Source organism: Williamsia sterculiae, from assembly GCF_900156495.1.
GTDB classification, from domain to species: domain Bacteria; phylum Actinomycetota; class Actinomycetes; order Mycobacteriales; family Mycobacteriaceae; genus Williamsia_B; species Williamsia_B sterculiae.
On the sequence record NZ_FTNT01000013.1, the window covers coordinates 34,758 to 61,045 of the forward strand.

The 26,288-nt window shown below is 67.8% G+C and carries 22 protein-coding genes; 11 read left to right on the top strand and 11 right to left on the bottom strand.

Annotated features, from left to right (window positions below):
• Window positions 1-10: 10 nt before the first annotated feature.
• Window positions 11-493: a MarR family winged helix-turn-helix transcriptional regulator gene (locus tag BW971_RS18300; RefSeq protein ID WP_076482616.1), complete on the bottom strand. Its 483-nt coding sequence runs from the start codon at window positions 491-493 to the stop codon at window positions 11-13.
• Window positions 494-659: 166 nt separating this feature from the next.
• Here BW971_RS18300 and BW971_RS18305 point away from each other — a divergent pair, with 166 nt between their 5' ends.
• The 3 genes from BW971_RS18305 to BW971_RS18315 all read left to right on the top strand — a co-directional run bounded on the left by BW971_RS18305 (window position 660) and on the right by BW971_RS18315 (window position 4,291).
• Window positions 660-2,153 carry an MFS transporter gene (locus BW971_RS18305; protein ID WP_076482518.1) on the top strand — a complete coding sequence of 498 codons (1,494 nt, stop codon included), beginning with the start codon at window positions 660-662 and terminating at the stop codon, window positions 2,151-2,153.
• 366 nt (window positions 2,154-2,519) lie between these two features.
• Complete coding sequence (locus tag BW971_RS18310) at window positions 2,520-3,479, top strand: ABC transporter ATP-binding protein (RefSeq protein WP_076482519.1); 960 nt, start codon at window positions 2,520-2,522, stop codon at window positions 3,477-3,479.
• Window positions 3,476-4,291: an ABC transporter permease gene (locus BW971_RS18315; protein ID WP_143690456.1), complete on the top strand. Its 816-nt coding sequence runs from the start codon at window positions 3,476-3,478 to the stop codon at window positions 4,289-4,291. The genes BW971_RS18310 and BW971_RS18315 overlap by 4 nt, the downstream gene beginning before the upstream one ends.
• Here the strand turns inward: BW971_RS18315 and BW971_RS18320 are convergent.
• Window positions 4,202-4,834, bottom strand: coding sequence for a hypothetical protein (locus BW971_RS18320; RefSeq protein WP_234974480.1), 633 nt, complete (start codon window positions 4,832-4,834; stop codon window positions 4,202-4,204). The two genes, BW971_RS18315 and BW971_RS18320, sit on opposite strands and share 90 nt — an antisense overlap.
• 120 nt (window positions 4,835-4,954) lie before the next feature.
• Between BW971_RS18320 and BW971_RS18325 the strand changes: the two genes are divergently transcribed.
• Together BW971_RS18325 and BW971_RS18330 are read left to right on the top strand one after the other, a co-directional pair.
• Window positions 4,955-6,163 carry a sensor histidine kinase gene (locus tag BW971_RS18325; protein WP_076482521.1) on the top strand — a complete coding sequence of 403 codons (1,209 nt, stop codon included), beginning with the start codon at window positions 4,955-4,957 and terminating at the stop codon, window positions 6,161-6,163.
• Complete coding sequence (locus BW971_RS18330; protein ID WP_076482522.1) at window positions 6,160-6,858, top strand: response regulator; 699 nt, start codon at window positions 6,160-6,162, stop codon at window positions 6,856-6,858. Before BW971_RS18325 ends, BW971_RS18330 begins: the two co-directional genes overlap by 4 nt.
• A 7-nt stretch (window positions 6,859-6,865) precedes the next feature.
• On the opposite strand, the gene BW971_RS18335 is transcribed toward BW971_RS18330, so the two are convergent.
• Window positions 6,866-7,783: a hypothetical protein gene (locus BW971_RS18335; protein WP_076482523.1), complete on the bottom strand. Its 918-nt coding sequence runs from the start codon at window positions 7,781-7,783 to the stop codon at window positions 6,866-6,868.
• A 111-nt stretch (window positions 7,784-7,894) separates the two neighbouring features.
• Between BW971_RS18335 and BW971_RS18340 the strand changes: the two genes are divergently transcribed.
• Window positions 7,895-8,260, top strand: a complete 366-nt coding sequence (locus BW971_RS18340) for an ArsR/SmtB family transcription factor (protein ID WP_076482524.1) — start codon at window positions 7,895-7,897, stop codon at window positions 8,258-8,260.
• Window positions 8,261-8,263: 3 nt separating this feature from the next.
• Window positions 8,264-9,610, top strand: coding sequence for an MFS transporter (locus tag BW971_RS18345; RefSeq protein WP_076482525.1), 1,347 nt, complete (start codon window positions 8,264-8,266; stop codon window positions 9,608-9,610).
• 62 nt (window positions 9,611-9,672) lie between these two features.
• Here the strand turns inward: BW971_RS18345 and BW971_RS18350 are convergent, their stop codons facing one another.
• Window positions 9,673-10,473: an alpha/beta fold hydrolase gene (locus BW971_RS18350; RefSeq protein WP_083710329.1), complete on the bottom strand. Its 801-nt coding sequence runs from the start codon at window positions 10,471-10,473 to the stop codon at window positions 9,673-9,675.
• Window positions 10,470-16,841 carry a type I polyketide synthase gene (locus tag BW971_RS18355; protein ID WP_076482526.1) on the bottom strand — a complete coding sequence of 2,124 codons (6,372 nt, stop codon included), beginning with the start codon at window positions 16,839-16,841 and terminating at the stop codon, window positions 10,470-10,472. Before BW971_RS18355 ends, BW971_RS18350 begins: the two co-directional genes overlap by 4 nt.
• A gap of 222 nt (window positions 16,842-17,063) precedes the next feature.
• Between BW971_RS18355 and BW971_RS18360 the strand changes: the two genes are divergently transcribed.
• A complete protein-coding gene (locus tag BW971_RS18360; protein WP_076482527.1) occupies window positions 17,064-20,141 on the top strand; it encodes an MMPL/RND family transporter in 3,078 nt (1,025 codons plus the stop codon).
• 50 nt (window positions 20,142-20,191) lie between these two features.
• Here the strand turns inward: BW971_RS18360 and BW971_RS18365 are convergent, their stop codons facing one another.
• On the bottom strand, window positions 20,192-20,401 hold the full coding sequence (locus BW971_RS18365; protein WP_076482528.1) for a dodecin: 210 nt from the start codon (window positions 20,399-20,401) through the stop codon (window positions 20,192-20,194).
• Between the two features lie 123 nt (window positions 20,402-20,524).
• Here BW971_RS18365 and BW971_RS22105 point away from each other — a divergent pair, with 123 nt between their 5' ends.
• Window positions 20,525-20,656, top strand: a complete 132-nt coding sequence (locus BW971_RS22105) for a VOC family protein (protein ID WP_268811138.1) — start codon at window positions 20,525-20,527, stop codon at window positions 20,654-20,656.
• A 57-nt stretch (window positions 20,657-20,713) separates the two neighbouring features.
• Here the strand turns inward: BW971_RS22105 and serS are convergent, their stop codons facing one another.
• Genes serS through BW971_RS18380 form a run of 3 tightly spaced genes read right to left on the bottom strand, consistent with a single transcriptional unit; the run spans window position 20,714 to window position 22,910 of the window.
• On the bottom strand, window positions 20,714-21,970 hold the full coding sequence (serS, locus tag BW971_RS18370) for a serine--tRNA ligase (RefSeq protein ID WP_076482529.1): 1,257 nt from the start codon (window positions 21,968-21,970) through the stop codon (window positions 20,714-20,716).
• A 33-nt stretch (window positions 21,971-22,003) separates the two neighbouring features.
• Window positions 22,004-22,447: a hypothetical protein gene (locus tag BW971_RS18375; protein ID WP_083710338.1), complete on the bottom strand. Its 444-nt coding sequence runs from the start codon at window positions 22,445-22,447 to the stop codon at window positions 22,004-22,006.
• Between the two features lie 7 nt (window positions 22,448-22,454).
• Window positions 22,455-22,910, bottom strand: a complete 456-nt coding sequence (locus BW971_RS18380; RefSeq protein ID WP_083710341.1) for an ankyrin repeat domain-containing protein — start codon at window positions 22,908-22,910, stop codon at window positions 22,455-22,457.
• A gap of 95 nt (window positions 22,911-23,005) precedes the next feature.
• On the opposite strand from BW971_RS18380, the gene BW971_RS18385 reads away from it, so the two are divergent.
• Both BW971_RS18385 and BW971_RS18390 read left to right on the top strand, forming a co-directional pair.
• Window positions 23,006-24,166 carry a septum formation family protein gene (locus tag BW971_RS18385; RefSeq protein WP_083710343.1) on the top strand — a complete coding sequence of 387 codons (1,161 nt, stop codon included), beginning with the start codon at window positions 23,006-23,008 and terminating at the stop codon, window positions 24,164-24,166.
• Between the two features lie 2 nt (window positions 24,167-24,168).
• Window positions 24,169-24,519: a metallopeptidase family protein gene (locus tag BW971_RS18390; protein WP_076482530.1), complete on the top strand. Its 351-nt coding sequence runs from the start codon at window positions 24,169-24,171 to the stop codon at window positions 24,517-24,519.
• An 11-nt stretch (window positions 24,520-24,530) separates the two neighbouring features.
• On the opposite strand, the gene BW971_RS18395 is transcribed toward BW971_RS18390, so the two are convergent.
• Together BW971_RS18395 and pheA are read right to left on the bottom strand one after the other, a co-directional pair.
• Window positions 24,531-25,217, bottom strand: a complete 687-nt coding sequence (locus tag BW971_RS18395) for a histidine phosphatase family protein (RefSeq protein ID WP_076482531.1) — start codon at window positions 25,215-25,217, stop codon at window positions 24,531-24,533.
• Window positions 25,218-26,153, bottom strand: a complete 936-nt coding sequence (pheA, locus tag BW971_RS18400; protein WP_076482532.1) for a prephenate dehydratase — start codon at window positions 26,151-26,153, stop codon at window positions 25,218-25,220. It abuts the gene before it with no gap.
• Window positions 26,154-26,288 lie beyond the last annotated feature (135 nt).

The following is a 26,288-nucleotide window of genomic DNA, read 5'->3' on the forward strand; positions in this document are numbered from 1 at the left end:
GCCGGCCGTCTCAGGCGGTGTCGCGCGTTCGGTCCGCGGTCGGACGGGCACGTTCCAGCACCCGGTCGTAGGCCTGGTTGTACGCTCGCATCTCGGTCAGCAGCACGTCCGCCCGTCCCGGTGCCAGATCGGCGAACACCTCGCTGAGCCGGTTGGCACGTAGGAGACCGTCGTGCTCGAAGGCCGCGCGGCCGTGGTCGGTTGGCCGGATCTTGCGACTCGCACAGCCGTCGACCTCGAAACGTTCGAGGTACCCGGACCGGATGGCACCGTTGACCTGACGGTTGACGGTGGACTGTTCGAGGTCGAGTTCCCGGGTCAGCTCACGCAGCGTGCGCGGCCGTCCGTCGGACAGGATCCACAGGATCGCGAAAGCCGAGTTGTCCAGCACCGAGTCGGGGTGCACCGCATTGCGCCGGCGATTGATCTTGAGGAACTCCTCGGCGAGGTCACGATGCAGCGCTGACGGCCACGGCCAGTGCTCGGACCTGATCTCCGAGCCCGTGGCCGCCGTCTCGTCACCCTCTCGCACGCTCTGCAAAGTACCTCCGACGCAAGATATGTGTAGTACATATGTATGGTACATCTCGATGTCTGTCCGAACTGTGCGGCCGTTGTCGTCGCGCGTTCACCCCATCTCTCGACGAACTGAGGTCTTCGTGTCCGACACCGCCGCCGGCAGCGCGCATCCGACCCCGGCGTCACCTGCGCAGAGCGGTTCACCCGTCTCGGTGATCCTGGTGATGTGTTTCGGCGGGATGGTTGCCGCCCTGATGCAGACCCTGGTCATCCCGATCCAGCCGGAACTGCCGAAGCTGCTGGGCACCTCGGTCTCCAGCGCGTCGTGGGTCATCACCGCGACCCTGCTCGGTGGTGCCGTCGCGATGCCGATCGCCGGACGCCTCGGCGACATGTTCGGCAAGCAGCGGGTGCTCATCGCCAGTGCACTGTTCCTGGCGGCCGGGTCGCTGGTCGCGGCCCTCTCGGATTCCGTGCTGCCACTGGTCGCGGGACGCACCCTCCAGGGCCTGGCCATGGGTTTCATCCCGGTGGGCATCAGCCTGATGCGTGAGGTCACACCGCCGCGACTGACTTCCAGTGCGGTGGCCGCGATGAGCGCGACCCTGGGCGTCGGCGGCGCCATCGGTCTGCCGTTGTCGGCCTGGGTCGCCGAGAGTCTCGACTGGCACGCCCTGTTCTGGGTGTCGCTGGGGCTGGCACTGGTGGTACTCGTCCTCATCGCCACCCTCATCCCCCACGTCGACGACCAGCACGGCGGCCGTTTGGACGTGGTCGGCGCCCTCGGTTTGATCGTCGGTTTGGTGGCCACCCTCGTGGCCGTGAGCAAGGGCAACACCTGGGGTTGGACCGACACCAAGACCATCGGCCTGTTCGTCGGCGGCGTGGTGGTGCTGGTGGCGTGGGGCTGGTTCGAACTGCGTCATCCCGACCCGCTGGTGGACCTGCGCACCACCGCCCGTCCGGCGGTGTTGTTGACCAACCTGGCCGCGATCGCGGTGGGCTTCGGCATGATGGCTCTGTCGATCGTGATGCCGCAGTTGCTGGAGATGCCGACGGCCACCAATTACGGACTGGGTCAGAGCGTGCTGCAGGCCGGCCTGTGGATGGCACCCGGCGGTCTGATGATGATGGTCTTCGCACCCATCTCGAGCATGATGCTGAACCGCATCGGCGCGAAGTACACCCTGGCCATCGGCGCGTTGGTGATCGCGCTGGGGTATCTGGCCGCGTTCTTCCTGATGCATGCGCCGTGGCAGATACTGGTCGCCGCGGTCATCGGCACCTCGGGTGTGGGCATCGGTTACGCGGCGATGCCCACGTTGATCATGGCGTCGGTGCCGATCGCGGATGCCGGTGCGGCCGTGGGACTCAACGCGTTGATGCGGTCCATCGGCACCACCGTCGCCTCGGCGGTGATGGCAACCTTGTTGACCACCTCCACCACGTCGTTGGCCGGCCACGAGATCCCCACCGAAGGTGCGTTCAAGCTCTGCTTCGCCGTGGGCGCGGTCGCCGCCCTGGTCGCGGTGGCTATCACCATGACCATTCCGTTCCGGAGCCCGAAGGCAGAACAGGCTGCCGCACAGGTGCATCCGACCGAGGAGCCCGAGACCATCGACGCCGCCCGCTGACCACGGCGCCTCAAACAGTTCCGGTGATCACGCCCACGATCGGCGAGAGCCCATCGGAGATCACGATCGGCTGAGCCTGAAAGGCCTGGAATCGTTCAGCGGCCCGTACCGGTGCCGCGGGTGGCGACCAACCCGCCGACGGTGACGACGAGAACGACCAGAGTGGAGAGCAGAACGCGCGAAACGGACGATCGGTGCGACATGAGTGCGATGAACCTCCGGATGTGTTCGGTGACCCGTGGTTTCGATCACAGTACCCCGCCTCACAGGTTTCTCCCAGCATTCTGTCATCCGGGCCACTGATTCTGCGCGCACAGTGGTCCTCGAGACCACCGGGAGACCGGTGCGCGAACGAGGAGAGACACCATGATCGAGGTCGAGCACCTCTCGAAGCGATACGGCGACCACCTCGTCGTCGACGATCTGACCTTCACCGTGGAGCCCGGGACCGTGACCGGATTCCTGGGCCCGAACGGCGCGGGCAAGTCGACCACCATGCGGATGATCGCCGGTCTGGACGCCCCGACCGCCGGACGGGTCCTGGTCAACGGCCGGCCCTACCCGCAGTCGTCCCGCCCGATGGCCGAGATGGGCATGCTGCTGGATGCCAAGGGAATACACCCGGGACGATCGGCCCGCAACCACCTGCTGGCGTTGGCCCAGACCAACGCCATCCCGTCGTCGCGGGTGGACGAGGTCCTCGCGATGGTCGGCCTCACCGACGTCGCACGCGGTCGGGTCGGCGGTTTCTCCCTCGGGATGGGTCAGCGTCTCGGCGTGGCCACCGCACTGTTGGGCAACCCACAGGTCGTGGTGCTCGACGAGCCGGTGAACGGCCTCGACCCCGAGGGGGTGCTCTGGATCCGCAACCTGCTCACCACGTTGGCCCGGGAAGGTCGCACCGTCTTCATCTCGTCGCACCTGATGAGTGAGATGGCCCTGACGGCAACGAGACTGGTGGTGATAGGTCAGGGAAAGCTGTTGGCCGACACCACCGTCGACGACTTCGTGGCCGATGCCACCGGCGGCTGGGTCACCGTCGGCACCCCCGACGCCGACGAACTCGCGGTCCTGTTGCGCGGCCCCGCCGTCGAGGTCCGCCGCGACGGTCCGGAGCAGTTGCGCGTGACCGGGCTCACCGCACGCCAAATCGGCACCGCCGCATGGGAAGCGCACATGCCCGTCCACGAACTCGCCGCGCACCAACCCTCGCTGGAGGAGGCGTTCATGCAGATGACGCGCGAGTCCGTCGAGTACCACGCAGCCGACCCCGCGTCGACCAGCACCACATCGACCACCCCGGAGACCGTCGGAGCAGCATCGTGACCACCGTGATCGACACCCACACAGACCAATCCGCCCCAGCACGGGTCGACACCGGGTTGGCAGGCATGAAGATCGGATTCCTCGGCATACTCCGATCGGAGTGGACCAAACTGTGGTCGCTGCGATCGACGTACCTCACCCTGGCCACGGCCGTGGTGTTGATGATCGGTATCGGGACCATGGTGTCGGCGGTCAACGCCGGCGACATCCGCGGCCTGGATCCCATCTATCTGAGTCTGGCCGGGGTGTCGTTCGCGCAGTTGGCGATCGGTGTACTAGGCGTGCTGTTGGTCAGCGGCGAGTACAGCACCGGATCGATCCGGACATCGTTGACCGCGGTGCCCAGCAGATTGCCCGTGCTGGCCGCCAAGATCACGGTCTTCGCGGGCGTGGTGTTCGCGGTCTCGCTGCCCACTGCGGTCGTCTCCTTCCTGATCGGCCAGTCCGTGCTCGGTGACGCCGGGGTCTCGCTGAGTGCTGATGGCGCTCTCCGATCGGTGTTCGGAGCCGCGGCCTACGTGACTCTTGCGGGAGTGATCGGCGTGGCTTTCGGTGCGCTGCTGCGGAACACGGCCGGTGCGGTCGCGACGTTCGTGGCGATCTTCTTCCTGCTCTCCCCCGTGACCCAGTTGCTTCCCGGTTCGGTGAAGTCGAGCATCGACCCCTACCTGCCGTCGAACGCCGGTGGTGTGCTCTACAACTCGGTGGTCACCAACGGGTTGTCACCGCTGGCCGGGTTCGCGCTGCTGTTCGTCTATACGATCGCCGCGGTGACGGGTGCGGCGATCCTGCTGCGCCGCCGGGACGTCTGAACCGCGACGCCGCCCACCCGACACCGCGGTCCACACCGGTCCGGTCACCAGCCAGATCGCGGTGACCACGCCGAGGGTCGGGAAGATGCCGTACAGGTCGCGGGCCTGCGAGTCGTCGGCCACGGTGATCGCGAGCAGCCAGGTGATGCCCGCCGCGATCGCCGCTGCCGCGAGCCATCGAGCGAACGCAGTCACCTCGTGCCGGAGCGCGGCCGGTCCGGTGGTCGAGGTGCGGCGCGGTCGCGGACCACCGGCGAACCGGTGGGCGAACCAGCCATCGGCCCAGGCGATCATGGAGTGGCCGAAGGCCACGGTCACCCCGAGGTAGATCCCGGCCAACCGGTGGACGCTCTGTACCGGGGCACCCGAGGAGAGGTCCAGTGAGACCGCCGCGACCAGAGCCAGGTCGACCACGGGCACCGCCAGCAGGATGCCGGTCGACAGGCGCGGGCGACGCAGCAGGTAGCGGGCCACCAGACCGGCCAGCACCACCGCCCAGAATCCGATCTCGCAGCCCAGGATGACGAACCAGATGTGCGACATGTCCATCACGGTCGCGCAGCGGAGGGCCTCTCCGCGTCGGGCCTTAGGCCCATTTTCGACCACCGACCGGTCATCCGTTGGGCGGACGACACCGCCACGGTGACGTGCTTCGATGGATTCATGTCCCGCACGTCCACCTCCAGGCACGGCCTCGGTGACGTCCGGATCATGGACGGGGTGATCACCGCGGCGTTCCTGGCCGTCGGGATCGTGTTGATACTCGCCGATGTCGACCGGCTCGACGAGATCGGCCTGTGGCAGCCGACGATCGGTGTCCGCGCATCGGGCGTGGTGCTGCTGGTGGTGGCCTGCGGGTTCCAGCTGGTACGGCGCGCCCATCCCGCGGTGGCGCTGGTCGGGGTGCTGATCGTCCTGGGGGTCGACTTCTCCATCGGTCCCTCGATCCCGGTGTGGCTGGTCTACTCCGACGTCGTCTATGCCGCGGTCACCTACGGATCGACGCGGGTGGTGCGTGCCACCTACGGCCAGGCCATCCTGCTGACCATCGCCCTGCCGACCGCGGCGGGCATCGCCGCACCACAGTGGCGGACGGTGTTCCTGACCGCGCTCTGGATGCTCGCGGTCGCGGGGTCACCGATCGCCTACGCCCAGGCCGTCCGGGAGCACCGCAAGGCCGCGCAGAGCGAACGGGAGCGGACGGTGACCATCCTGGAACTGGCCGAGAGTGAGCGCACCCAGGCGGTGGTGGAGGAACGTCAACGCCTGGCCCGCGAACTGCACGACGTGGTGGCCGGCCAGCTGTCGGCCATCGCGATGCGTTCGGCCGCGGCGTTGCGCACCCCCGGCGCGTCGTCGGCAACCGAATCCGCGCTCGCGGCGATCCGGGTGGAGAGCCTGGAGGCGCTCACCCAGATGCGGGCGATGATCGATCTGCTCGCGCCCGAGGAGACCAGGAAGTCGGCGTCGCTGCGACGCCTGGATCATCTGATCACCGGAGCACGGTCCGCGGGAACCCCGGTGACCACGCACATCGCCCTGGACAGCGATTCCACCGCGTTGCCCGCGGTGGTGGACATCGCCGCCTACCGGATCCTCGCCGAATCGATCACCAACGCCACCCGGCATGCCGCCGGATCACCCATCACCGTGTCGGTGAACACCGACGCCGGGTGGTTGGAGCTGGCGGTGAGCAACCCGTCACCGGAGTCGATCCCCCGGGTGAGCGGTCACGGCCTGCACAACATGCGCACCCGCGCCGAGTCGGTGGGTGGCGACCTGGTGGTCGGGCGCGACGGCGCCCACTGGCGAGTCCATGCCCGGCTCCCCCTCGGCGACGCCACCGACTCCCGACCGGAGGTCGCCTCGTGACCATTCGGGTGCTCATCGCCGACGACCACGCCGCGGTACGGGCCGGACTGCGCGTGCTGTTGGAGACCGACGACGACATCGCGGTGGTCGGTGAGGCCGCCGACGGGGATCAGGCCGTCGCACTGGCCACCGACCTACGGCCCGACGTGGTGCTCATGGACGTGCGGATGCCCGGTACCGACGGCATCGAGGCCACCGAGACGCTGGCGGGCGGCCACATCACGCAGGTGTTGGTGCTCACCACCTTTGACATCGATGAGTACCTGTTCGGCGCGCTGCGGGCCGGTGCGGCGGGCTTCCTGCTGAAGTCGGCGAGTGCGGACGAGATGATCGATGCGGTGCGCGCGGTCGCCCGTGGTGACGCGGTGCTGGCACCCGATGTGGTCGGTCGGGTGGTCGGTGCGTTCCGTACCCCGGTGACCGACGCCCGTGCGCATGGCCCCGCCGATCGCCAAACCACCGATCGCCAACCCACGGGGCGACATCCCACCGAGCGACATCCTGAGGTCCGAACGCTGACCGACCGCGAGCGGGAGGTGTTGGACTGCCTGGGATCCGGGCTCTCCAACGCCGACATCGCGGCGCGACTGTTCATCAGTGAGACCACCGTCAAGACCCATGTGTCACGGGTGCTGGCCAAACTCCAGATCACCTCGCGGGTGCAGGCGGCGATCATCGCACTCGACGTGCGCTGAGGCGTTGTCAGCCTCGCGACGCCGCCGGGGTGTCATCGGACTGGGTAGGGGCACTGGCCTCCGCCGCACCCGACCAGGCCACCGCCACCGCACCGCAGACCGCCGCGACGAAGCCGAGCACGGCCAGCCACGCCAACCCCGGCTGGGTCTTGTCACCGAGCAGGACCACCCCGATCACCCCGGGCACCACGGTCTCGCCGACCACCAACGCCGCGGTGGCACCGTTGACCGAGCCGAGTTGCAACGCGACGGTGTGCAGGTAGAAACCCCCGACACCCGACAGTGCGAGCGCGTACATCGCCGGGTCGGTCAGGATGGTCACCGGGTCGAACGGGTCGAAACCGTCGAGGACACGTACCGCGATGGCGACCGCACCGAAGAGCACACCCGCGCACAGTCCGGCCGCGACCGCCGCACGTGACCCGAGCCAGCGGATCAGCCCCAGCGACGCCGCGAACAGCACCACCGTGGCCGCCAGCAGACCCCAGTGGAACGCCCACGTCTCGCCGGCGTGCGGGTCCTCCTTGGCGGCGAGACCGAGCGCGCACAGCGCACCGATGACCACCGCGATGGCGATCCAGTCCCTCATGTGGAGCCGGATGCCGAGCACCACGATGCCCAGGATCGCGGTGACGATCAGATTGGCGCTGACCACCGTCTGGGACAGGAACAGCGGCACCAGGCGGGCGGAGATCGCGCTGCCGACGAACCCGCCGACGTCCAGGACGGTGCCGACGATGAAGGCGACCGTGAGCATGGCCAGCACCGTCGACCTCAGTGTGGGACCACCGGTGTCGGTGGCGATGCCGGTTTCGCCTCGTTCCACCGCACGGTCGTGAGACTGTCGGGCGCCGTACGCCTGGAGTACCGAGGACACGCCGTACGCGAGGCTCGCGAACACCGCGGCCAGCACACCGATGATCATCGGACGATTATGGCCGGGCGGATCGACGCGACGCGATATTGCCTGGTGGTCCCCTGGCGTCATCCGTCTCCGGGCCTTGATCCACCACATCGCCAGCCTTAGTATCTGCATATGTGCGCAGATACCCACGGAAGCCGCGACCTGGCCGACGATCAGGTCGCGTTGGTCGTCGAGGTGTTGCGCATGCTCGCCGATCCCACACGTGTCCGGTTGTTGTGGGCTCTGACCGACGAGGAAATGTCGGTCAACGACCTCGCCGAGCGCATCGGGAAGTCGGCCTCGTCGGTGTCGCAACATCTGGCCAAGCTCCGCATGTCGCGCATGGTGACCACCCGACGCGAGGGCACCAGCATCTACTACCGCCTGGAGAACGCACACATCCGACGACTGGTGATCGAGACCGTGCACAACGCAGAGCACGCCGGGCCCGGGGTTCCGGCACACCATCGCGGCGACACCGTCCGCGAGATCGGCTGACCGGTGTCCTCATTGTTCGGCGTCCGGGACTACCGACATCTGTTCGCAGCTCAGGTGGTCGCCCTGTTCGGGACCGGATTGGCCACGGTGGCGCTGGGATTGCTCGCCTACGAGCTGGCGGCCGGCCGCGCCGCAGCGGTGCTGGGTACCGCACTCGCACTGAAGATGGTGACCTATGTGGTGGTGGCGCCCGTCGTTGCGGCGCACGCCGACCGGGTACCCCGCCGGTTGCTGCTGGTGGGCCTGGACCTGGTCCGACTGGGCGTCGTGGTGCTGTTGCCGTTCGTCACCGAGGTGTGGCAGGTGTACGCGCTCGTGGTGGTGTTGCAGTCGGCGTCGGCCGCGTTCACGCCGACGTTCCAGGCTGTCCTGCCCGACCTGCTACCCGACGAGGGGCAGTACACCCGGGCGCTCTCGTATTCACAACTGGCATCGACGATGGAGACCCTGTTGTCGCCGTTGCTGGCGGCACTGGTGGTCAGTGTGGTGAGCTTTCACTGGTTGTTCGTCGGCACCGCAGTGGGATTCGCCATGTCGGCGGTGATGGTCGTGACCAGTCGGATTCCCGACGCCACTCCGAGCCGACGTGATGGCGCCGTCGAGCGGACCGTTGCGGGCCTTCGTATCTTCCTCGCCACACCACGGTTACGGGGTCTGTTGGGAACCGACCTCGCCGTCGCCGCGGTGGGATCCATCGTGCTGGTCGACACCGTGACCTATGTGCGGCAGACGTTGGGCGGCTCGTCGTCGGACGTCGCTCTGCTGTTGGCCTGCAACGGCATCGGGGTGATCATCGCTGCGGTCCTCGTACCACGCGTCGTCGACCGGGCCGGTGACCGTGGGGTCATGCTGACCGGCTGCGCGGTGCTGACGACTGCCGCGATCGCCGCCGTGGGGTTGTCGACCGCGACGGCGGGCACGTGGCGGTGGCCCGCCGTCGCGGTGATCTGGATGATCGTCGGCGCGGGCACCGGGCTCGTGCTCACACCGACGGGTCGGGTGCTGCGCCGATCGAGCGCCGACACCGACCGCGCCGCGGTGTTCGCCGCACAGTTCTCGTTGTCACATGCCTGCTGGCTGGTCGGCTATCCGATTGCCGGGTGGGTCGCCACCGGTGCCGGTTATCCGCTGACCTGGAGCATCCTGCTGTGTCTCACCGTGGTCGGAACGGTGGTGGCGGCGCGGTGTTGGCCCCGCAGTGACCCATCCGCGCTGCCGCATGTACACACCTCCGACGCCGGGCCCGGTCATCTCGTCGGCGCCGAGTCGACGAGTGCGGGACACTGGCGGCACACCCACGACTTCGTCATCGACGCCGAACACCGGCACTGGCCGCGGTCGGCGGCCTGATGCGGGTGGCACCTGGATCGCCTGTGCCGAACGGACAACTGCCTCGAGGTCGGCGACGACCGCTAGAAGTCGCCGTCGAAAGCGATGCGTGACTCGTTCTGCAGCACGTTGATCGCTATGTCCGGTCGATCCTGATAGAACAGATGACTACCGGTCGTCACGATCGAATCGAACTCTGCCTTGGTGTGGCGCTTCCATCGGGTCGGACTCTTGATCAGCAGTTGTTCGTCGGTCGAGGTGGAGATGTCGGTGGTGGGGGTGCTCCGCAGGGTTGGCAACTTGGTCACGCTCAACCCGAGGGCGAAGTCCGTCACCAGATTACGACGTAGGACCATGTCCTCGGTGGCACCGGCCAACTCCGGTGGCAGTTCACCCCGTTCCGCGGCGCGCTCCAGTCGATAGGCGGCGTACTTCGCCGGCCCACCACGGAACCGCGTGTACAGACCGCCCAGCTGCCACTCGCGCGGACACGCCGCGGCAACGGGTACGAACCGCCCGGCGCTGTGGCCCAGACGCTCCAACGCCGTGCTGCCCATGAAAGCGACGAGGCCCCCGTAGCTGTGCCCGCACAACACCGGCCGTACCGCCTTGATGGCCACGATCGACCGAGCGATCTCGTCGGCCAAGGCAGGCATGTCCACGGGAGCCGGTTCGTTGATCCGTGTGGCACGCCCGGGCATCCGCCACACACCGAAGTTGAAGCCCTTGACCAGCGGGATGAGCGGATTTGCCGCCCAGGCCTGGTCGACCCCGGCGCCGCTGAAGAAGAACACCGACGGGTGGTCGGCGCGGTATGCCCCGGCGGGCCACCACCACTTGTCGATCGCTGCGGGCGCCGTCGTCGAGTCCTGTCGAGCGGTCATTCGTCGTTTCCGTCCTGCGTCAGCATCTTCACCGCGCGGGCTCCGATGGCGTCGATCGTGAGATCCCCGGTGAACTGGAACATGCTGACCGGGACGTCCAACTGCTTCTGGATACGGGTCCCCAGTTCGACGCCCATCACGGAGTCGATGCCCAGGTCGGCGATGGGTCCGCGTGTATCGATCTTGTCCGGCGGGACGCCGAGGACTTCGGACAATTGCTCGGTGATCATGGTGACGGCTGCCGGAACCCGTTCGTCGGGTGGAAGGTTGAGGATTGCCGCACGTGCGGCGGCGACCTGGGAGGACTCCGACGGGGCGTCGGCGACCTGCGCGAAGCGTCGGCTCAACGCCGCCGACGTGTTGGTCGTGCGCCAGGTCGACCAGTTCACCTCGGCGATCACGGGATTGGCGAATCCGAATCGCGACGCCTCGAAGAAGAAGTCGACCGCATCGTCGAGGTCGATGGTGCCGAACCCGAGGTACTCCAGATACTTCCGGACCACCTCGGAGTTCTGGGCCATCCCGCCCCCGCTCATCGCGCCCCAGTTCACGGAGACCGCGGCGAGACCCTGTGACCGGCGCCAAGCGGCGAAGGCGTCCAGCGCGGTGTTGGCCGAGGCGTACGCGGTCTGCGGAACGGTCCCGGTGATGGCACTGATCGACGAGTAGAGGACGAAGACATCCAGGGACACGTTCCGAGCCACGGTCGCATCGTGCAGGGCCAGCGCACCACCCAGTTTGGGCCGCATCACCGTCTCCAGACCCTGCTGGGTGATCTCCGCCAGCGGTTGGTCGTTGATGACGCCCGCGGTGTGGAAGATCCCCTTGAGCGGCCGCGCAGGTTCCTCGATCGCGTCGAGCAGTACCCCGACCGCTGCGGGATCGCTGATGTCGGCACGCTCGCAGAGTACTTCGACACCCCGGGCCGCGAATGCCTCAACCTGGTTGCGGACGGTGTCGTCGGTCACCCCACTGCGGCCCACCAGTACGATCCGAGTCGCTCCACGTTGGGCGAGCGCCCGAGCGGTGGCCATGCCGAATGCCCCGTACCCACCGGTCACGAGATAGGTGGCGTCAGAGTGCACCGGCGCCGACGGCGGTTGCTGTGGCAGCACCTCGGGGGCGTCGGAGCGCAGGTCCACGACGATTCTGCCCAGATGCGCTCCACGCAGTACGGATTCGAATGCCCCGGTCAGGTCGGTGATGGGGAATCGGGTGTACGGGAGCGGTTTGATGGTTCCCTGGGCGAGTACCTCGACCGCCTCCCGCATCAGACCACGGAATCGCTTCGGACGGAGCTTCAGCAACCGGTCCATGTCGATCGAATAGAACGCGAGGTTCTTGTCGAACGGCCGAAGGTCCACGGAGCCACCGAAGTAGATGTCCGCCTTGCCGATTTCGACGACGCGGGCGAACTCGGCCGCCACGGCGAAATTCTGGGCGATCACCTCACCGGGCATCGAGTTGTAGACGACGTCGACGCCCTTGCCGTCCGTCTGGCGCAGGATCTCGTCGACGAAGCTCGAGGAACGCGAGTCGAAGGTGTGCGACGCGCCCAGCTCGCGAGCGGCAGCGCGTCGTTCCGCACTGCTCGCGGTGGCGTAGACGGTGGCTCCCATGCTGGCAGCGACCTGAACGGCGGCCATACCCATACCGCCGGCGGCGCCGTGGATCAGCACGGACTCACCGGCCTCCAGATTGATGAGGGTGCGGAACGCGTAGAACGCGGTCAGGAAGGGGAGGCCTGACCCGATACACAGCGGGTCGAAAGAGGCACCGGAATCGTCGAGTGCACTGCGGGACACCGACGCCCACGCGCCGCCCCCGTCGAGGTCGATGGTGGCGTAACGCCGCATCATGCCGCGCACCGATACCGCGATCACGTCTCCGACGGCGATGTCGGTCACCTCATCACCGATACGGGTGACCTCGCCGTAGGCTTCCATACCCGGTGTGGTGCCGAAGTAGGTGCCGTCGAGATGCCGCTCGTTGAGAATGCCGAGGATCTTGATGGCGTCCTTGTAGTTCAGGCCGAGCGTGTCGATGCGGACCTCCACTTCGCGCGGTCCTGGTTGGTGGCGTTCACAGGCGCGCAACGCGATGTCGCGGAACAGCCGGGTGCGCGGCAACACCACCTCATACGGGTCGTCGGGACTGGCCAGCTGCACGGGTTCGCGCAGGGGCGCGGTCAATTCGGGCAACGAACCCACGAGTTGCTCGGCCGAGCGGGTGGCGCCGCGCAGTCGCACCTCGTCGAACTCCGCGGTGGTCGCTCGCGTCAGTTCGTCGGACAGCACCGCACGGGCCACCGTCTCGTCGGTGTCCACCAGCGACCATTGGATCGGCGCGTCCTCGTTGGCGATGGTGCGACGAGCACCGACCACGGCGGAGTGCGCGAGATCGACGCGCGTGTCACCGGGCCCCATGATGCCCCGCCGCGTGAGGACCACCACCCGAACACCTTGGCCGACCAGATCGTCGACGGACTCGTCGGTGACAGCCCGTCGAACGACGCGCGCCAAGGAGACCAGTCGATAGGTCACGTCGGTCGGCGAACTGCCCCGACCCACGACGACGGCCACCCGCAGATGGCCATCACCGCTGCGACGGGCCGCCAATCGCGCGCGCAGCTGCTCGAGCTGCTGCTCGTCACCGGCGTCACCGTCGACGCGCATCCGCAACGCCGAGGGATAGACTCCCGAGACCACTGCGACGACGTCGGGCTCGGTTCCACCGATCTCCACGATCGCGTTGATCGGGGAATTGACCGCGGCCGCATCGGATGCCTGTTCGTCGGCGAGCCGAGGCAGGTCCTCCCATCGGCGTTCGTAGAACACCGGAGCCATCGCTTCCAGTGGTTCACGAGCGGCACCCACCGGTGCCAACTCGACTCCGTGCAAGGCCAACGCGACCTCGCCCTGGTCGTCGGTCAGGAAGGCGTCCACCCGCAACGGATGCAGCGACACCACCTTCACGATCCCCACGGGTTCGGCGGGCACCGGGCCGAAGTACCGCACGCGCTCCACCGCCGCGGGGATGTGCGCCACCGCGTGGCGGCGATCGGCGTCGGGATTCAGGGCGAGTGCCACCGCCGCACACTGCAGCACGGCATCGGTGAGGGCGGGATGCACCACGTGCGGCGATTTGGGTGTGGCGTCCGGGCCCGCGATACCGGCGGCGTCCAGCTGCGCCACACAGGTGTCCTCCGACACGCGCGCGGATCGGATGCGACGGAAGATCGGCCCGTAGTTCAGCCCCAACCCGTCCATGACGGAATAGATGTCGTCGCCGCTGAACACCGTGTCCTCGGAGCGTGTCTCGGGGATCGTCACGGAGAACGTACCGGTGTCCATCTCCACGAGGTGACCGAACGCGTGCTGCGTCCACAGGTTCCCACCGCCGCTGCGAGCGCGGACCGACAACCGCCGGGAGGCCGGCTCCACCGCAACGCGCATGGTGGGAACGTCGTGATCACCCACCACGAGTGGTGCGACGAAGGCCAGTCCGTCCACTCCACACTGATCACGCTTGGAGCGTTGCCTGGCCGCGGACAGCGCGGCGTCGATGTATCCGGCACCGGGCATCACCACGGCGCCGGCGATCTCGTGGTGACGCAGCCAGGGCAGGTTCGCCGGCGCGAGAGTCACGTCCCACTGGGATTCGGCGGAGTCGGTTCGGTCACCGAGCAGAGCGAACCGGTCGGAGTCGCCGTATCGGTTGACCAGCGTCTGAGGCTCCTCGTGCCACACCTCGGCGTCCGACCACGGGTACCGAGGCAGCGGCATCCACGGAACATGCTGCCGTGCCAGCGCTTCGGCATCACCGGGTACGGCGGTGGCGCCCACCTCGTAGAGTCGCGCAACGGTGTCACGCGCCGACTCGGCAGCATTCTTGTCCCGGTTCAGCGTGCTCACCACCGCACCGGTCACCTCGTGTCGCGCCAGCGCCTCACGCAGGTTTCCGCTCAGGACCGGATGCGGCCCGACCTCGACGAAGACCCGGAACCGATCCCCGATGATCGCACCGATGGCATCGGCGAACCTGACGGTGTCCCGCACGTTGCGTTGCCAATAGCCCGGATCGGCGAACTCGCGGCCGTCGATCCGGCCGCCGGTGACCGTGGAGTACAACGGAATACCGGCGGTGCGCGGCTCCATACCCGCCAACGCGGCGGCGAGGTCGTCGAGTATCGGATCCATCAGATGGCTGTGATAGGGCACCTCGACACGGAGTTGACGGGCGAACACACCGTTCCCGGTCAGCTCGACGCGGATCTTGTCGATTGCCGCGTCGGTCCCGGCCAGCGTGATCGATGCGGCACCGTTCACCGCCGCGATCGAGACCTCGCCGGGGAAGCGCGCACACTGCTTCTCGGCATCCTCAGGAGTCAACCCGACCGCGAGCATGCTTCCGGTACCCGCCGTGCGGGCCTGTTGCCGCGAGCGATGCAGGGCGACGAGACAAGCATCGCGCAGCGACAGAGCACCACTGACGTAGGCCGCGGAGACCTCACCGACGCTGTGACCGACGATGGCGGCCGGACGGATGCCGTGTGCCGCCAGATAGTCGGCGAACGCGACCTGTACCAGGAAGTTGGCAGGCTGGGCGATGTCGGTACGGGTGACCCGCGACGCGCTCTCCTCCCGTAGCAGTTCATCGATGATGGACCATCCCGCGATGCGTCGGAACTCGTCGTCCACGGTCTGCGCGCCGTCCCGGAACGGTCCGGGAACGGTGAGCAGCGCACGACCCATGGCCCACCACTGCGGACCCATCCCGCTGAAGACGAACGTGGGATCATGGATCCCCTCCACCAGGGTCCGTTCGCTGACCACGCCCCCGCCCGCGGCGAAGGACTCGAGGGATTCGATCAGGTCGGCGTCGTCGTCGAAGGTGAAGGCCTTGCGCAGATGGTGATGGGCGCGACGTGCGGTGACCGCTTGGGCGAAACGCTCGGCACCGACACTCGTGGGCGACCGCAGCGCCGCACCATACGATCGGACGAGCTCGCGGAGCGAGTCCTCGCTGCGCGCGGACACCGGCATGATCTTGATACGTTCCGCAGGCGCGGGGGGTGCGGGTGTCGGCTCGGGTGCGCGTTCGATGAGAACGTGGGCGTTGGTGCCTCCGTACCCGAAACTGTTCACCGCGGCGTGACGTCCGTCGAGGTCTTCGAGCTCCAGGGGAATGTGCAGGCCCAGGTCGTCGAAAGCGATGTCGGGATTGGGGGTTTCCAGGTACGCCTGCGGTGCCACCCGCCCGGAACGCACCGTACACACCGCCTTGATCAGACCGGCCACTCCCGCGGCGGCCTCGGTGTGCCCGAAATTGTTCTTGACCGATCCGACCCGTAGCCGGGACCGACGTCCCGTCGCCGTGCCATAGGCGCGGCCGAGTGCAGTCGCCTCCAACGGATCCCCGACACCGGTGCCGGTGCCGTGTGCTTCGACGTACCCGACCTCGGCAGGTGATACCCCGCCCTGGGCACACACGGCTTCGGCCAGTGCCTGCTGTGAGTCCGGATTGGGCACCGGGATCGCGAGAGTTCGCCCGTCCTGGTTGATTCCGCTCCCTTTGATGACGGCGTACACACGATCACCGTCCCGGCGGGCGGCGTCGAGCGCCTTGAGCACCACGATGCCGGTGCCCTCCCCGCGACCGTATCCGTCGGCCGAGGCGTCGAAGGACTTGCAGCGCCCGTCTTTCGAGAGGAAGTGGCCCTTGCACATGGTGATGAACGTCTCGGGCTGGGAGAGCACGTTACATCCGCCCACGAGCGCGATGTCGCATTCGCCGTCGACGATGGAACGGACACCGAGGTGGGTGGTGACCAGCGAGGAGGAACACGCGGTGTCCACGGTCAGGCTGGGACCGCGCAGGTCCAACGCATAAGCGATCCTGTTGGCCAGCAACGTCTGCGACGAGCTGAACGCGGAGAAGTTGTCGATGCGATCGATCGCGTGCGACGACGCCTTGCTCACCGCGCTGTCGTTGGTGAACCCACCGATGAAAGTCCCCACCGTGTCACGCGACAGCGACCCGGTGACGCCTGCGTCCTCGAGAGCGTCCCAGGAGACCTGCAGCAACCGACGCTGCTGTGGGTCGAGTCCGGCCGCCTCCCGCCGGGAGATGCCGAAGAAGTCGGCGTCGAAACTGCTCAGGGGGTCCTCGACGAACGATGCGTGGCGAACGTACATGCGGCCCGGGGCGTCCGGGTCGGCGTCGTAGTAGCGGTCGACGTTCCATCGGGAATCGGGGATCTCGGTGACCGCGTCGCCCTTGTCGACCACGAAGTCCCAGAAGCTGTCCGGATCGACGATGCCTCCCGGAAAACGGCACCCGATTCCAATGATGGCGACATCAACCATTCGTACTCCTTCGTCAAAGATATTTAACGTGGTGTGTATCAAGGCACAGACCGACTACCGGAAACGTCCGCGGTGTGAATTAAGTTACGGTTACTAGCAACTGGTCGTCAAGGCCACATCGGTGGGGCAGCGGAGGGTGTTGACATGGCGGCGCGCGCACGTTTGAGCAGTAAGAAGCGACTCGCACCCATGACGGCGATCCGTAGTCCGCTTGCTCGGTGTATGCGCGGGATCTCACGTCGGCCACTGCTCGTCATCGGCGTGTGGATCGTCGTGGCCGGGATTCTCAACATCGCCGTGCCGCAGATCCACACCGTGGCGGCGACCCGCTCGGCGGATTTCATACCACGTGACGCGCCCGCCGTGGAGGCGTTGCAGAACATGGGCGTGAAGTTCCAGGAGTCGACGTCGTCGGGCACTGCGTATGTCGTGTTACACGATCAGCGCGGTCTCGACGACGCCGATCATGCCTTCTACACGTCGCTCGTCGAGCGGCTGCGTCAGGACAGCTCCCACGTGCAGTCGGTGCAGGATCTGTGGAACGATAAGGCAGCGGCCGCCGCTGCACTCAGTCCCGATCGCACCACCGTCTACGCGCTCGTCCGCCTCACCGGCGACACCGGGACGTCCGCCTCGGTCAAGTCCGTCGCCGCGGTACGCGACATCGCGAACGGCGGCAGCCGACCTGCGGGTCTGTCCGTGGCGACCACCGGTCCGGCGGCCACGGTCTCCGACGAGTTCGCGGGGATCGAGAAGTCGCTGCCCGCGGTCACCGCTCTGACCGTGGTCTGCATCCTGGTGGTGTTGTTGCTGGTCTATCGATCGCTGGCCGCGGTGGTGATACCGCTCGCGACCATCGGTATCGCCCTGGCCGCGGCCAACGGCGCGTGCGCCGCGCTCGGGGTGGCCGGTATGCCCCTGTCCATCTTCTCGGTGTCGCTGTTGTCGGCGATCGTGCTGGGCGCGGGTACCGACTACGCCATCTTCCTCGTCAGTCGCTATCACGAGGCGCGTCGCACCGGGATGTCGACGGAGTCCGCGCTCGAACACGGCTACGCGCGGATCGCTCCGGTGATCCTGGCCTCCGGCCTCGTGGTGGCACTCACCAGCGCCGGGATGTCGGTGGCGAAGATCGGGTTGTTCCGCACGGTGGGCCTGCCCTGTGCGATCGGTGTGCTGATCACCCTGCTCGCCGCACTGACGTTCACCCCGGCGTCGATGAAGGTGGCGGTCTGGCTGGGGATGTTGGAACCGCGTCGTACCGGCCGTCGCACCAGGTACTGGCGCTGGCTGGCCGTCACCACCGTGCGTCATCCGCGCCGCGCGGCCGCGTTGTCGTTGGGACTGATGATCCTGCTCGCAGCGTCCATTCCGACCATCCATCTCAGCTATGACGAACGCAAGGCCCAGGATGCTGATTCGGAGAGCAATCGGGGTTACCAGCTGGTATCACAACACTTCCGGGGCAACACCCTGCTTCCGCAATATGTGACCATCTCCTCCGACCGCGATCTACGGACCACCGGCGCGTTCGCCGCCATGGAGAAGGTTGCGCAGTCCATCTCTGTTCTTCCTGATGTTGTTTCTGTACAAGCTATTTCACGACCGTTCGGTACGACGATCCCGGAGAGCTCGTTGGGCTATCAGGCCGGCGTGGTGGCCGACGGGCTGTCCGGGGGCGTGCGCGAGATAGCCGCCGCGCAACCGCAGCTGAACCGTCTCGACGACGGTGGTTCGCAGGTCGCCAACGGTGCCGGTGCGTTGTCGTCGGGCCTGCAACGGCTGGACGACGGAACCGGTCAGGCACGCAACGGTTCCCAGCAGCTCGTCGACGGCAACCAGCGACTCGCCGACGGACTGTCCGCAGCACGGGACGGTAGCTCGCGGATCCGCGACGGGGCGTCGCAACTGGCGGACGGGTCCAAGGAGCTGTCGGACCGGGTCGCCAGCGCCACCGACTTCCTCACCGGTCCCGCCGCTCAACTCGCCGCGCTGCGTGCGCAGGTCGCCGCCAACCCGGATTGCGCCCGACAGCCGATATGCGCGACCGCCCGCACCCTGCTCGCGGCCCTCGACGCCACCGGTGCGCCCAGCCTGCTCGATCAGGTCACCCAGCTGCGTCAGGGCACCCAGCGGCTCGCCGACGGCAACGCCGAGTTGCTCGACGGTGCGACACAGCTGGACAACGGTCTCGATGCAGCCTCGGCGGGCTCGCAGGCCCTGCTCGCCGGTCAGCGTCAACTCGACGACGGATTGGGGCAGCTGAAAGACGGGACCGGTCTCGCCCTGCAGGGTGGTCAGCGGCTCGCCGACGGCACTCAACAGCTCGACGGTGGTGTCCACCTGGCGACCTCGCAGATCATCCGCATCCGCGATGGTCTCAAGACGGCCGCGGATTACCTGGCCGAGCTGCGCGCGAACACCCAAGCCGGCGCGAACGGTGGCTTCTACATACCGCAGTTCGCCATGTCACGTCCGGACCTGCAGACCGCGATCAAGCTGTTCATCTCACCCGACGGCCGGATGGCCCGCCTCATCGTGACCGACACCGGAGATCCCTTCAGCACCGACGCCATGCGGCGTAGCCAGGTGGTCTTGGACACCGCTCGACGTGCCCTCGGACAGACCGAATTGCGTAATTCCACCGTCGACGTCACCGGACTCACACCTGTCTACCGCGACCTGCGGGACATGTCGCTGAAGGATTTCACCGACATCATCATCGTCGCGTGCATCCTGTCTTTCCTGATCATCGCTCTGCTTGTTCGGAGCCTGGTCATACCCGTCTACATCGTGGGTTCGGCCATCGTGTCGTTCTTGGCCGCGTTGGGTCTGAGCGTGTTGATCTGGCAACACATCCTGCACCAGCCCCTGCATTGGGCGGTGCCGCCGCTGGCGTTCATCATCCTCGTGGCGGTGGGATCCGATTACAACGTCCTGCTGATGTCACGAGTCAGAGACGAGGCCCGGGACTCGCCCGGAGGCCTCCGCGGTTCACCCGATCTCGCCATCGTCAGAGCGGTCACGAGTACCGGTGGCGTCATCACCACGGCGGGCGCGGTGTTCGCGATCGCCATGCTGGCGCTGACCGCCGCGGCGACCGGCAACACCGCGCAGGTGGGCTTCACCATCGGTATCGGACTGTTGCTGGACACCCTCATCGTCCGGACCGTCACGGTTCCCGCAGTGGCCGCGATGGTCGGGCGACGGAACTGGTGGTGGCCGTTCACCCGGCGGGCGGTCCCGGACGGGGGACCCCCCGCATCGGAACAGCCGCCGGGCGCACCGGACCGGACCTGATCTCGCTCGGCACGCACCACCCGCGGCGGTGATGCGGTCGACTCGGCCGATCAGTCGTCGAGGCGGAACCCGATCTTCACGGTCACCTGGAAGTGTGCGACCGCCCCGTTCTCCACATGGCCGCGCGTCTCGGTCACCTCGAACCAATCGATGCCGTTCACCGTCTGTGCGGCGCGTTCGATGGCGGTCCTGATCGCCGCGTCGGTGCTCTCGGTGGACGTACCCACCACCTCGGTCACGCGGTACACGTTGTCGCTCACGGTGGTCCTCCTCGGTTGCGCAGTCGCCGGAGTGGCGTGGATCGCTGCTGGTTGGGATTGCACCCCGACCGCGTGCGGAGGTCAAGACAATCGACTGCGGAGAATCAAAGTCGACGCCCAGCGTTGAGTTCACGCGGCGACGGCCTGACCGTGCACAACGACGACGTCATAGACCTGGGAGATTTTCCGCCGATGTTCTACTTCGACGATCCCGACGGCAACGGACTGGTGTTCATCGAGGACCGGCAGGCCTGACGACACTCGGCATGGGTTTCGGCCCGCTCGACGGGTATTTCGGCCCGCTCGACGTCGTCAGCGCGGGGTGAGGCGCTCGACCCCGACGAAGGGTTGCAGAGCCTCGGGCAACAGGACGCTGCCGTCGGGCTGCTGGTGATTCTCCAGGATGGCGACCAACCAGCGGGTGGTGGCCAGGGTGCCGTTCAGGGTGGCCGCGATCTGCGGTTTGCCGTTCTCGTCGCGATAACGCACGGAGAGGCGCCGCGCCTGGAACGTGGTGCAGTTGGAGGTCGAGGTCAGCTCGCGGTACGCCTGCTGGGTGGGCACCCAGGCTTCACAGTCGAACTTGCGGGCCGCCGACGAACCGAGATCGCCGCCCGCGGTGTCGATCACCCGGTAGGGCACATCGACGGCGGCGAGCATGTCCTTCTCCCAGCCCAGCAGTCGCTGGTGCTCGGCGTCGGCCTCGTCGGGACGGCAGTAGACAAACGCCTCCACCTTGTCGAACTGGTGCACCCGGATGATGCCGCGGGTGTCCTTGCCGTAGCTACCCGCCTCGCGGCGGAAACAGCTCGACCAGCCCGCGTACCGCATCGGTCCCGCGGACAGGTCGACGATCTCGTTCATGTGGTAGCCGGCGAGCGGAACCTCCGAGGTGCCGACCAGGTACAGGTCGTCCTCCTCGAGATGATAGATCTCGTCGGCGTGCGCACCGAGGAATCCGGTGCCCGCCATGACCTCCGGCCGCACCAGCACCGGCGGGATCATCATGGTGAAACCGTTGGCCAGCGCCTTCTGGGTCGCCAGTTGCAACAGCCCGAGCTGCAACAACGCGCCGTAACCGGTGAGGAAGTAGAACCGCGACCCCGAGACCTTGGCACCACGTTCCATGTCGATCAACCCCAGGGACTCGCCGAGTTCCAGATGGTCCTTGGCGTCGGGGATGTCGGTGGGCTCACCGACGTGTTCGAGGACCACGTAGTCGTCCTCGCCACCGGCGGGCGCACCCGCCTGCACCAGGTTGCTGATGGCCCGGTGCGCCGCGCCCATGACCTCGTCGGCCGACGACTGACGTGCCACCGCGGACTTGACCCGTTCGGCGAGATCCTTGCCCTCGGCCAGCAGGGCCTCGCGCTCGTCGCCGGACGCCTTGCCGACCTTCTTGCCCAGTGCCTTCTGCTCACCGCGCAGTGCGTCCGCCTCGGCGATGGCCGAACGGCGTTCGGTGTCGGCGTCGAGCAACCGATCGACGAGAGCCGGGTCCTCACCGCGGGTGCGCTGTGAGGCGCGGACCAGGTCGGGATCCTCGCGCACGATCTTCAGGTCAATCACCTGCAAAACCCTACCGACGCCGCCGCGCCACGGTCAGCTCCGGGTGAGGTGGACCAGTCGGTGCAACGCATAGCTCGCGAGCGGCACGTACGGGGCGACCACGGGCGCGGGAGCCTCGACGGTCACCCACGCCCGCGATCCCGGGTGGCCGTCGACGGAATCGACGCCGTGACGCAACCGGATACCGAGTCTCCTGGTGACCAGCCACACCCGCCACTGCCAGGTGTGCCGGACGGCGTCGACCCGTTCGACCTCGAAGAACACCCGGACGGACAACGGCCCGTACACACTGCCGCCCACACCGGGGGTGAGGGTGCGGTGCGGGTAGTCCACCCGGCGGATCTGCGGTGCCCACGTCGACCACGCCTGCGGGTGTACGTAGTTCCACCACACCTGCGCCACCGTGGCCGGACCGGTCGCACCGCAACCGAGTTCGCGCAGCGGCGTCGGCACCAGCGACCGGAGGCTCGGCGTCATCGGGCGCTCAGTTCTCCGGCTTGTCCCAGAGCGACCGATAGTCGTCACGACCGAACATCGTCGCCGCCTGCCGCGCGGGTGGGGTGCCCGCGTCGGGATCGGCACCGGCCGCGACCAGCGCGCGCACCACATCGTCGTGCGACTTGAACACCGCCCCGGCCAACGGTGTCTGGTTCTTGTCGTTCACCCGGTCCACCTCGGCACCGACGTCGAGCAGGGCCTGCACGGTCGCGGCATGACCGTGGTACGCGGCGAGCATCAGCAGGGTGTCGCCGACACCGTTGGTCAGGTTCGCGGGCACCCCGGCCTCGAGGTAGGCGCGCAACTGGTCGGTCTGCCCACCACGGGCCATGTCGAACAGGCGAGCGGCCAGGTCGGACAGATCGCTCTCGTCGGGGGCCTGGTCCGGTGGGGACGCACCGTTGTCGGGGCCCGTCTGGTCGGCGACATGCTGATCGGACATACCTCGAGTATGCCCGCCGTGGCGGCACCACCCGTCGGTGACTGCGTGGCGGTACCGCCACCGGCGACCGGCCGCGCAAGGCATGATGACAACCGATGTCCTCTCACACCGACGGAACAACCAGCCACGACGGGACCCCCACCCGGGACGAGGCGCCCCACCCCGAGCAGAGCCACCGCCCGTCTCTGCGACAGCGCATCCTCGCCCACCCGGTGCGGGTGATCCTGGCCGCGGTTGTCGTCGGCGCCATCGTCTTCGGCGCGGTGGCGGTGGCCACCGGTCTGTTCGACCATCGTGGCAACGTCGACGAGACCGGGATCGGCGGCGACGAACGCGGACCCGCACCCAACGCGTTCAACCGCTCGGTGCCCGGTGACTGCCTGAACTGGCCGGCCGGTGATCCCGGCAAACCGGCCAAGGTGGACTGCGCCGCCCAGCACTACTTCGAGGTCGCCGGTGTGCTGGACACCGGCGTGTACCCGGGGTCGCAGTTCTCCTCCACCGCGCCGTGGCCCGGCGCCCAGTTCTTCAGCCAGTTCCGCGATCAGCAGTGCCCGCCGGTGGTGAACGGTTACCTCGGCGGCAAGTACGACCCCAACGGCCGGTTCTCGGTGGGGCTGATGTACCCGTCCCAGGCACAGTGGCAGGAGGGTGAGCGGTCGTTGCGATGCGGCCTACAAGTGGTCGGCCCGGGTGACACGCTGGCGCAGTTCCTGGGCCGGGTGGCCGGTCAGGATCAGTCGTTGCAGTGGCCCGTCGGCACCTGCGTCGGCATCGACAAGGCGTCGCGACAGCCGACCGCCCCGGCCTCCTGCGCCGAACCGCATGCGTTCCAGGTGACCGGACTGGTGAATCTGGGCAAGAAGTTCGGGCCCGCGCCGGCACCGAGCCGAGCGCAGCAGAACGAGTACCTCACCACCACCTGCCCCACCATCACCGAGGGGTATCTGGGCGGCAGGAAAAAGTTCACGGCGACCACGCTGAACGTGCAGTGGTCCACCATCGAGGCCACCGGGTGGACGGCGGGGAGTCGCACCGCGGTCTGCTACATCGGCCTCCCCGCGAAAGACGGCGGGTTCGCCACCCTGGTCGGCGACGCCAGGCAATCGCTGCTCATCGACGGCAAGGTGCCGCAGCCGGCCCCCGAGGCACCCCCGGGCCGGGTGAACCCCACGCCGGTGCCGCTGCCGTCGGGTATCCAGCCCAACCCCGAGGAGATCCCGGCGCCCGTCGGCGGCGGTGGCGGAGGCGGCTGATCGTGCCGGTCCCGATGTCGGACGCGGATTTCGAATCGCTCGTGGCGGATGCGCTGGACCAGATCCCCGAGGAACTGACCTCGGCGATGTCGAATGTGGTGGTGCTGGTGGAACCGCACCACGAGTCGGTCCCCGACCTGCTCGGGCTGTACCACGGCATCGCGCTGACCGACCGCGACACCACCTACGGCGGCATCCTGCCCGACACGATCACCATCTACCGCGATCCCCTGCTGGCGATGTGTGACACGCCCGAGCAGGTGGTGGCCGAGGTGGCGATCACCGTTGTCCACGAGATCGCGCACCACTTCGGGATCGACGACGACTGGCTGCACGCCCACGGCTGGGGCTGATCACGAGTCGATCAGCCCATCGGATCGGCCTGCGGGTCGCCCTCCTCCGGGGTGAAGGGCGCGGTGTCGCTACCCCACCGCAGCAACTCCCATCGAGCGCCGGAACCGTCCTCCGCCGAACCGCTGTCCCGGAGACCCAGTTCGACGGTGCCGGTGTTGCGTAGATGGTGGGTGATGGCGAACTCGGGAGACACCTCGGTGAGATGGGCGGCGATCAACCGGATGGCCGCGCCGTGGCTGACCATATACACGTCACCCGCGCCGTCGCCGCTGAGGTACTTGGCCACGATGTCGTCGATCACCGGCAGGTACCGCGCGAAGAGTTGCGCGAGGCTCTCCCCGCCGGCGAGGGCCGCGTCGAGGTCACCGGTGTGCCACTTCCGGACGGTGTCACCGAACAGGTCGTGGGCGTTGTCGTCGATCCGATCCTCCAGGTCGCCGACCTGGATCTCGTGTATGCCGGTGAGCACCTGCGGCTCGAGGTCCCAGACCGACCCCATCAGTTCGGCGGTCTGCCGGGCGCGCCTGGCCTCGGAGCAGATCAAGGCCACCGGCGCGGCATCCGGCCGTTCCAACGCGAACCGCACGGCCTGCCGGATGCCGAAGTCGGTGAGCCCGGCACCGGGCAGTCGGGTGTCCAGACGCTTCATCACGTTGGACGTGGTCTCGCCGTGCCGGACGAGATGCAGGGTGGGCATCTATTCTCCTCCCCGCCGCAGCGCGTCGAGCCAGTCGAGCTCCGGCCGGTGGTCGGGCGGGGGTGATCCACCGGGCCGCTCGGCGGGCCACGACCCGAGATAGGTGACGTCGCGGGCCTGGCGGTGCAGCGCGGCCAACGCCTCGGCCACCGCGGCGTCGTCGATGTGACCCACCGCGTCGAGATAGAAGTAGTACTCCCCCGCCTGCGCGGCCGGCCGCGATTCGATCCGGGTGAGGTCGATACCGCGGTCGGCGAATTGCAACATCGCGCGGACCAGCGACCCCGGTTGGTTGGGCAGGTCGAGGATGACCGAGGTCCGATCGGCCCCGGTGCGTCGTGGCACCGGGCCGGGTCGCCCGACCAGGACGAATCGGGTCGCGGCATCGGCGGCGTCGGCCACGCCGTCGGCCAGGGCGGTCAACCCGGAGATCTCCGCGGCGAGGGCGGTGGTCACCGCGGCATCGGCGCGACCGTCGGCGACGTCCTGCGCGGCGGCGGCGTTGGAGTCGGCCGGCACGAACGTCGCGTCGGGGAAGAGCTCCTCGACGCTGCGACGGACCTGACGGGCCGCCACCGGATACGCGGCGATCGTGCGCACGGACTCCACCGGGATCGATGACGCGGCGGCGACCGTGAAGACGATGTCGAGGACGCATTCGGCATAGATCTGCAGCCGCGGCCCGACGGGCAACGCGTCCATCGTCGACGGCACCGACCCCTCGACCGAGCTCTCCATCGGCACGCATGCGTAGTCCGCGTCACCGGACCGCACCAGGCTGAGAGCCTTCTCGGGGCTGCCGGTGGTGATCTTCTCGGCGTCGACCGCGATCACCGGACCCGACTGCGCGGGCAGCCGGTCGCCGAGCACACGGTCGAGCGCCATCTCGGTGAACGTGCCCGACGGACCGAAGAACGCCACGGACTGCGCGGTCATCACGCCACCCCTCCTCGCCTCGCCGATCGACCCGTCACCGTCGCCTGCCCATCATCATTACGAGGTTAACCCGCCGCGGATCGGTCCGACTCCCCCGTTGCGCGCGCATCGCGGAGACGTTTAGGTTAGGATTAC

Coding starts and splice junctions, on each gene's coding strand:
- BW971_RS18350 (WP_083710329.1), bottom strand. CDS start 10,473: ATGACCGCTCGACAGGACTCGACGACGGCGCCCGCAGCGATCGACAAG.
- BW971_RS18325 (WP_076482521.1), top strand. CDS start 4,955: ATGTCCCGCACGTCCACCTCCAGGCACGGCCTCGGTGACGTCCGGATC.
- BW971_RS18385 (WP_083710343.1), top strand. CDS start 23,006: ATGTCCTCTCACACCGACGGAACAACCAGCCACGACGGGACCCCCACC.
- pheA (WP_076482532.1), bottom strand. CDS start 26,153: ATGACCGCGCAGTCCGTGGCGTTCTTCGGTCCGTCGGGCACGTTCACC.
- BW971_RS18310 (WP_076482519.1), top strand. CDS start 2,520: ATGATCGAGGTCGAGCACCTCTCGAAGCGATACGGCGACCACCTCGTC.
- BW971_RS18320 (WP_234974480.1), bottom strand. CDS start 4,834: ATGTCGCACATCTGGTTCGTCATCCTGGGCTGCGAGATCGGATTCTGG.
- BW971_RS18340 (WP_076482524.1), top strand. CDS start 7,895: ATGTGCGCAGATACCCACGGAAGCCGCGACCTGGCCGACGATCAGGTC.
- BW971_RS18375 (WP_083710338.1), bottom strand. CDS start 22,447: ATGACGCCGAGCCTCCGGTCGCTGGTGCCGACGCCGCTGCGCGAACTC.
- BW971_RS18395 (WP_076482531.1), bottom strand. CDS start 25,217: ATGCCCACCCTGCATCTCGTCCGGCACGGCGAGACCACGTCCAACGTG.
- BW971_RS18360 (WP_076482527.1), top strand. CDS start 17,064: ATGCGCGGGATCTCACGTCGGCCACTGCTCGTCATCGGCGTGTGGATC.
- BW971_RS18355 (WP_076482526.1), bottom strand. CDS start 16,841: ATGGTTGATGTCGCCATCATTGGAATCGGGTGCCGTTTTCCGGGAGGC.
- BW971_RS18380 (WP_083710341.1), bottom strand. CDS start 22,910: ATGTCCGATCAGCATGTCGCCGACCAGACGGGCCCCGACAACGGTGCG.
- BW971_RS18335 (WP_076482523.1), bottom strand. CDS start 7,783: ATGATCATCGGTGTGCTGGCCGCGGTGTTCGCGAGCCTCGCGTACGGC.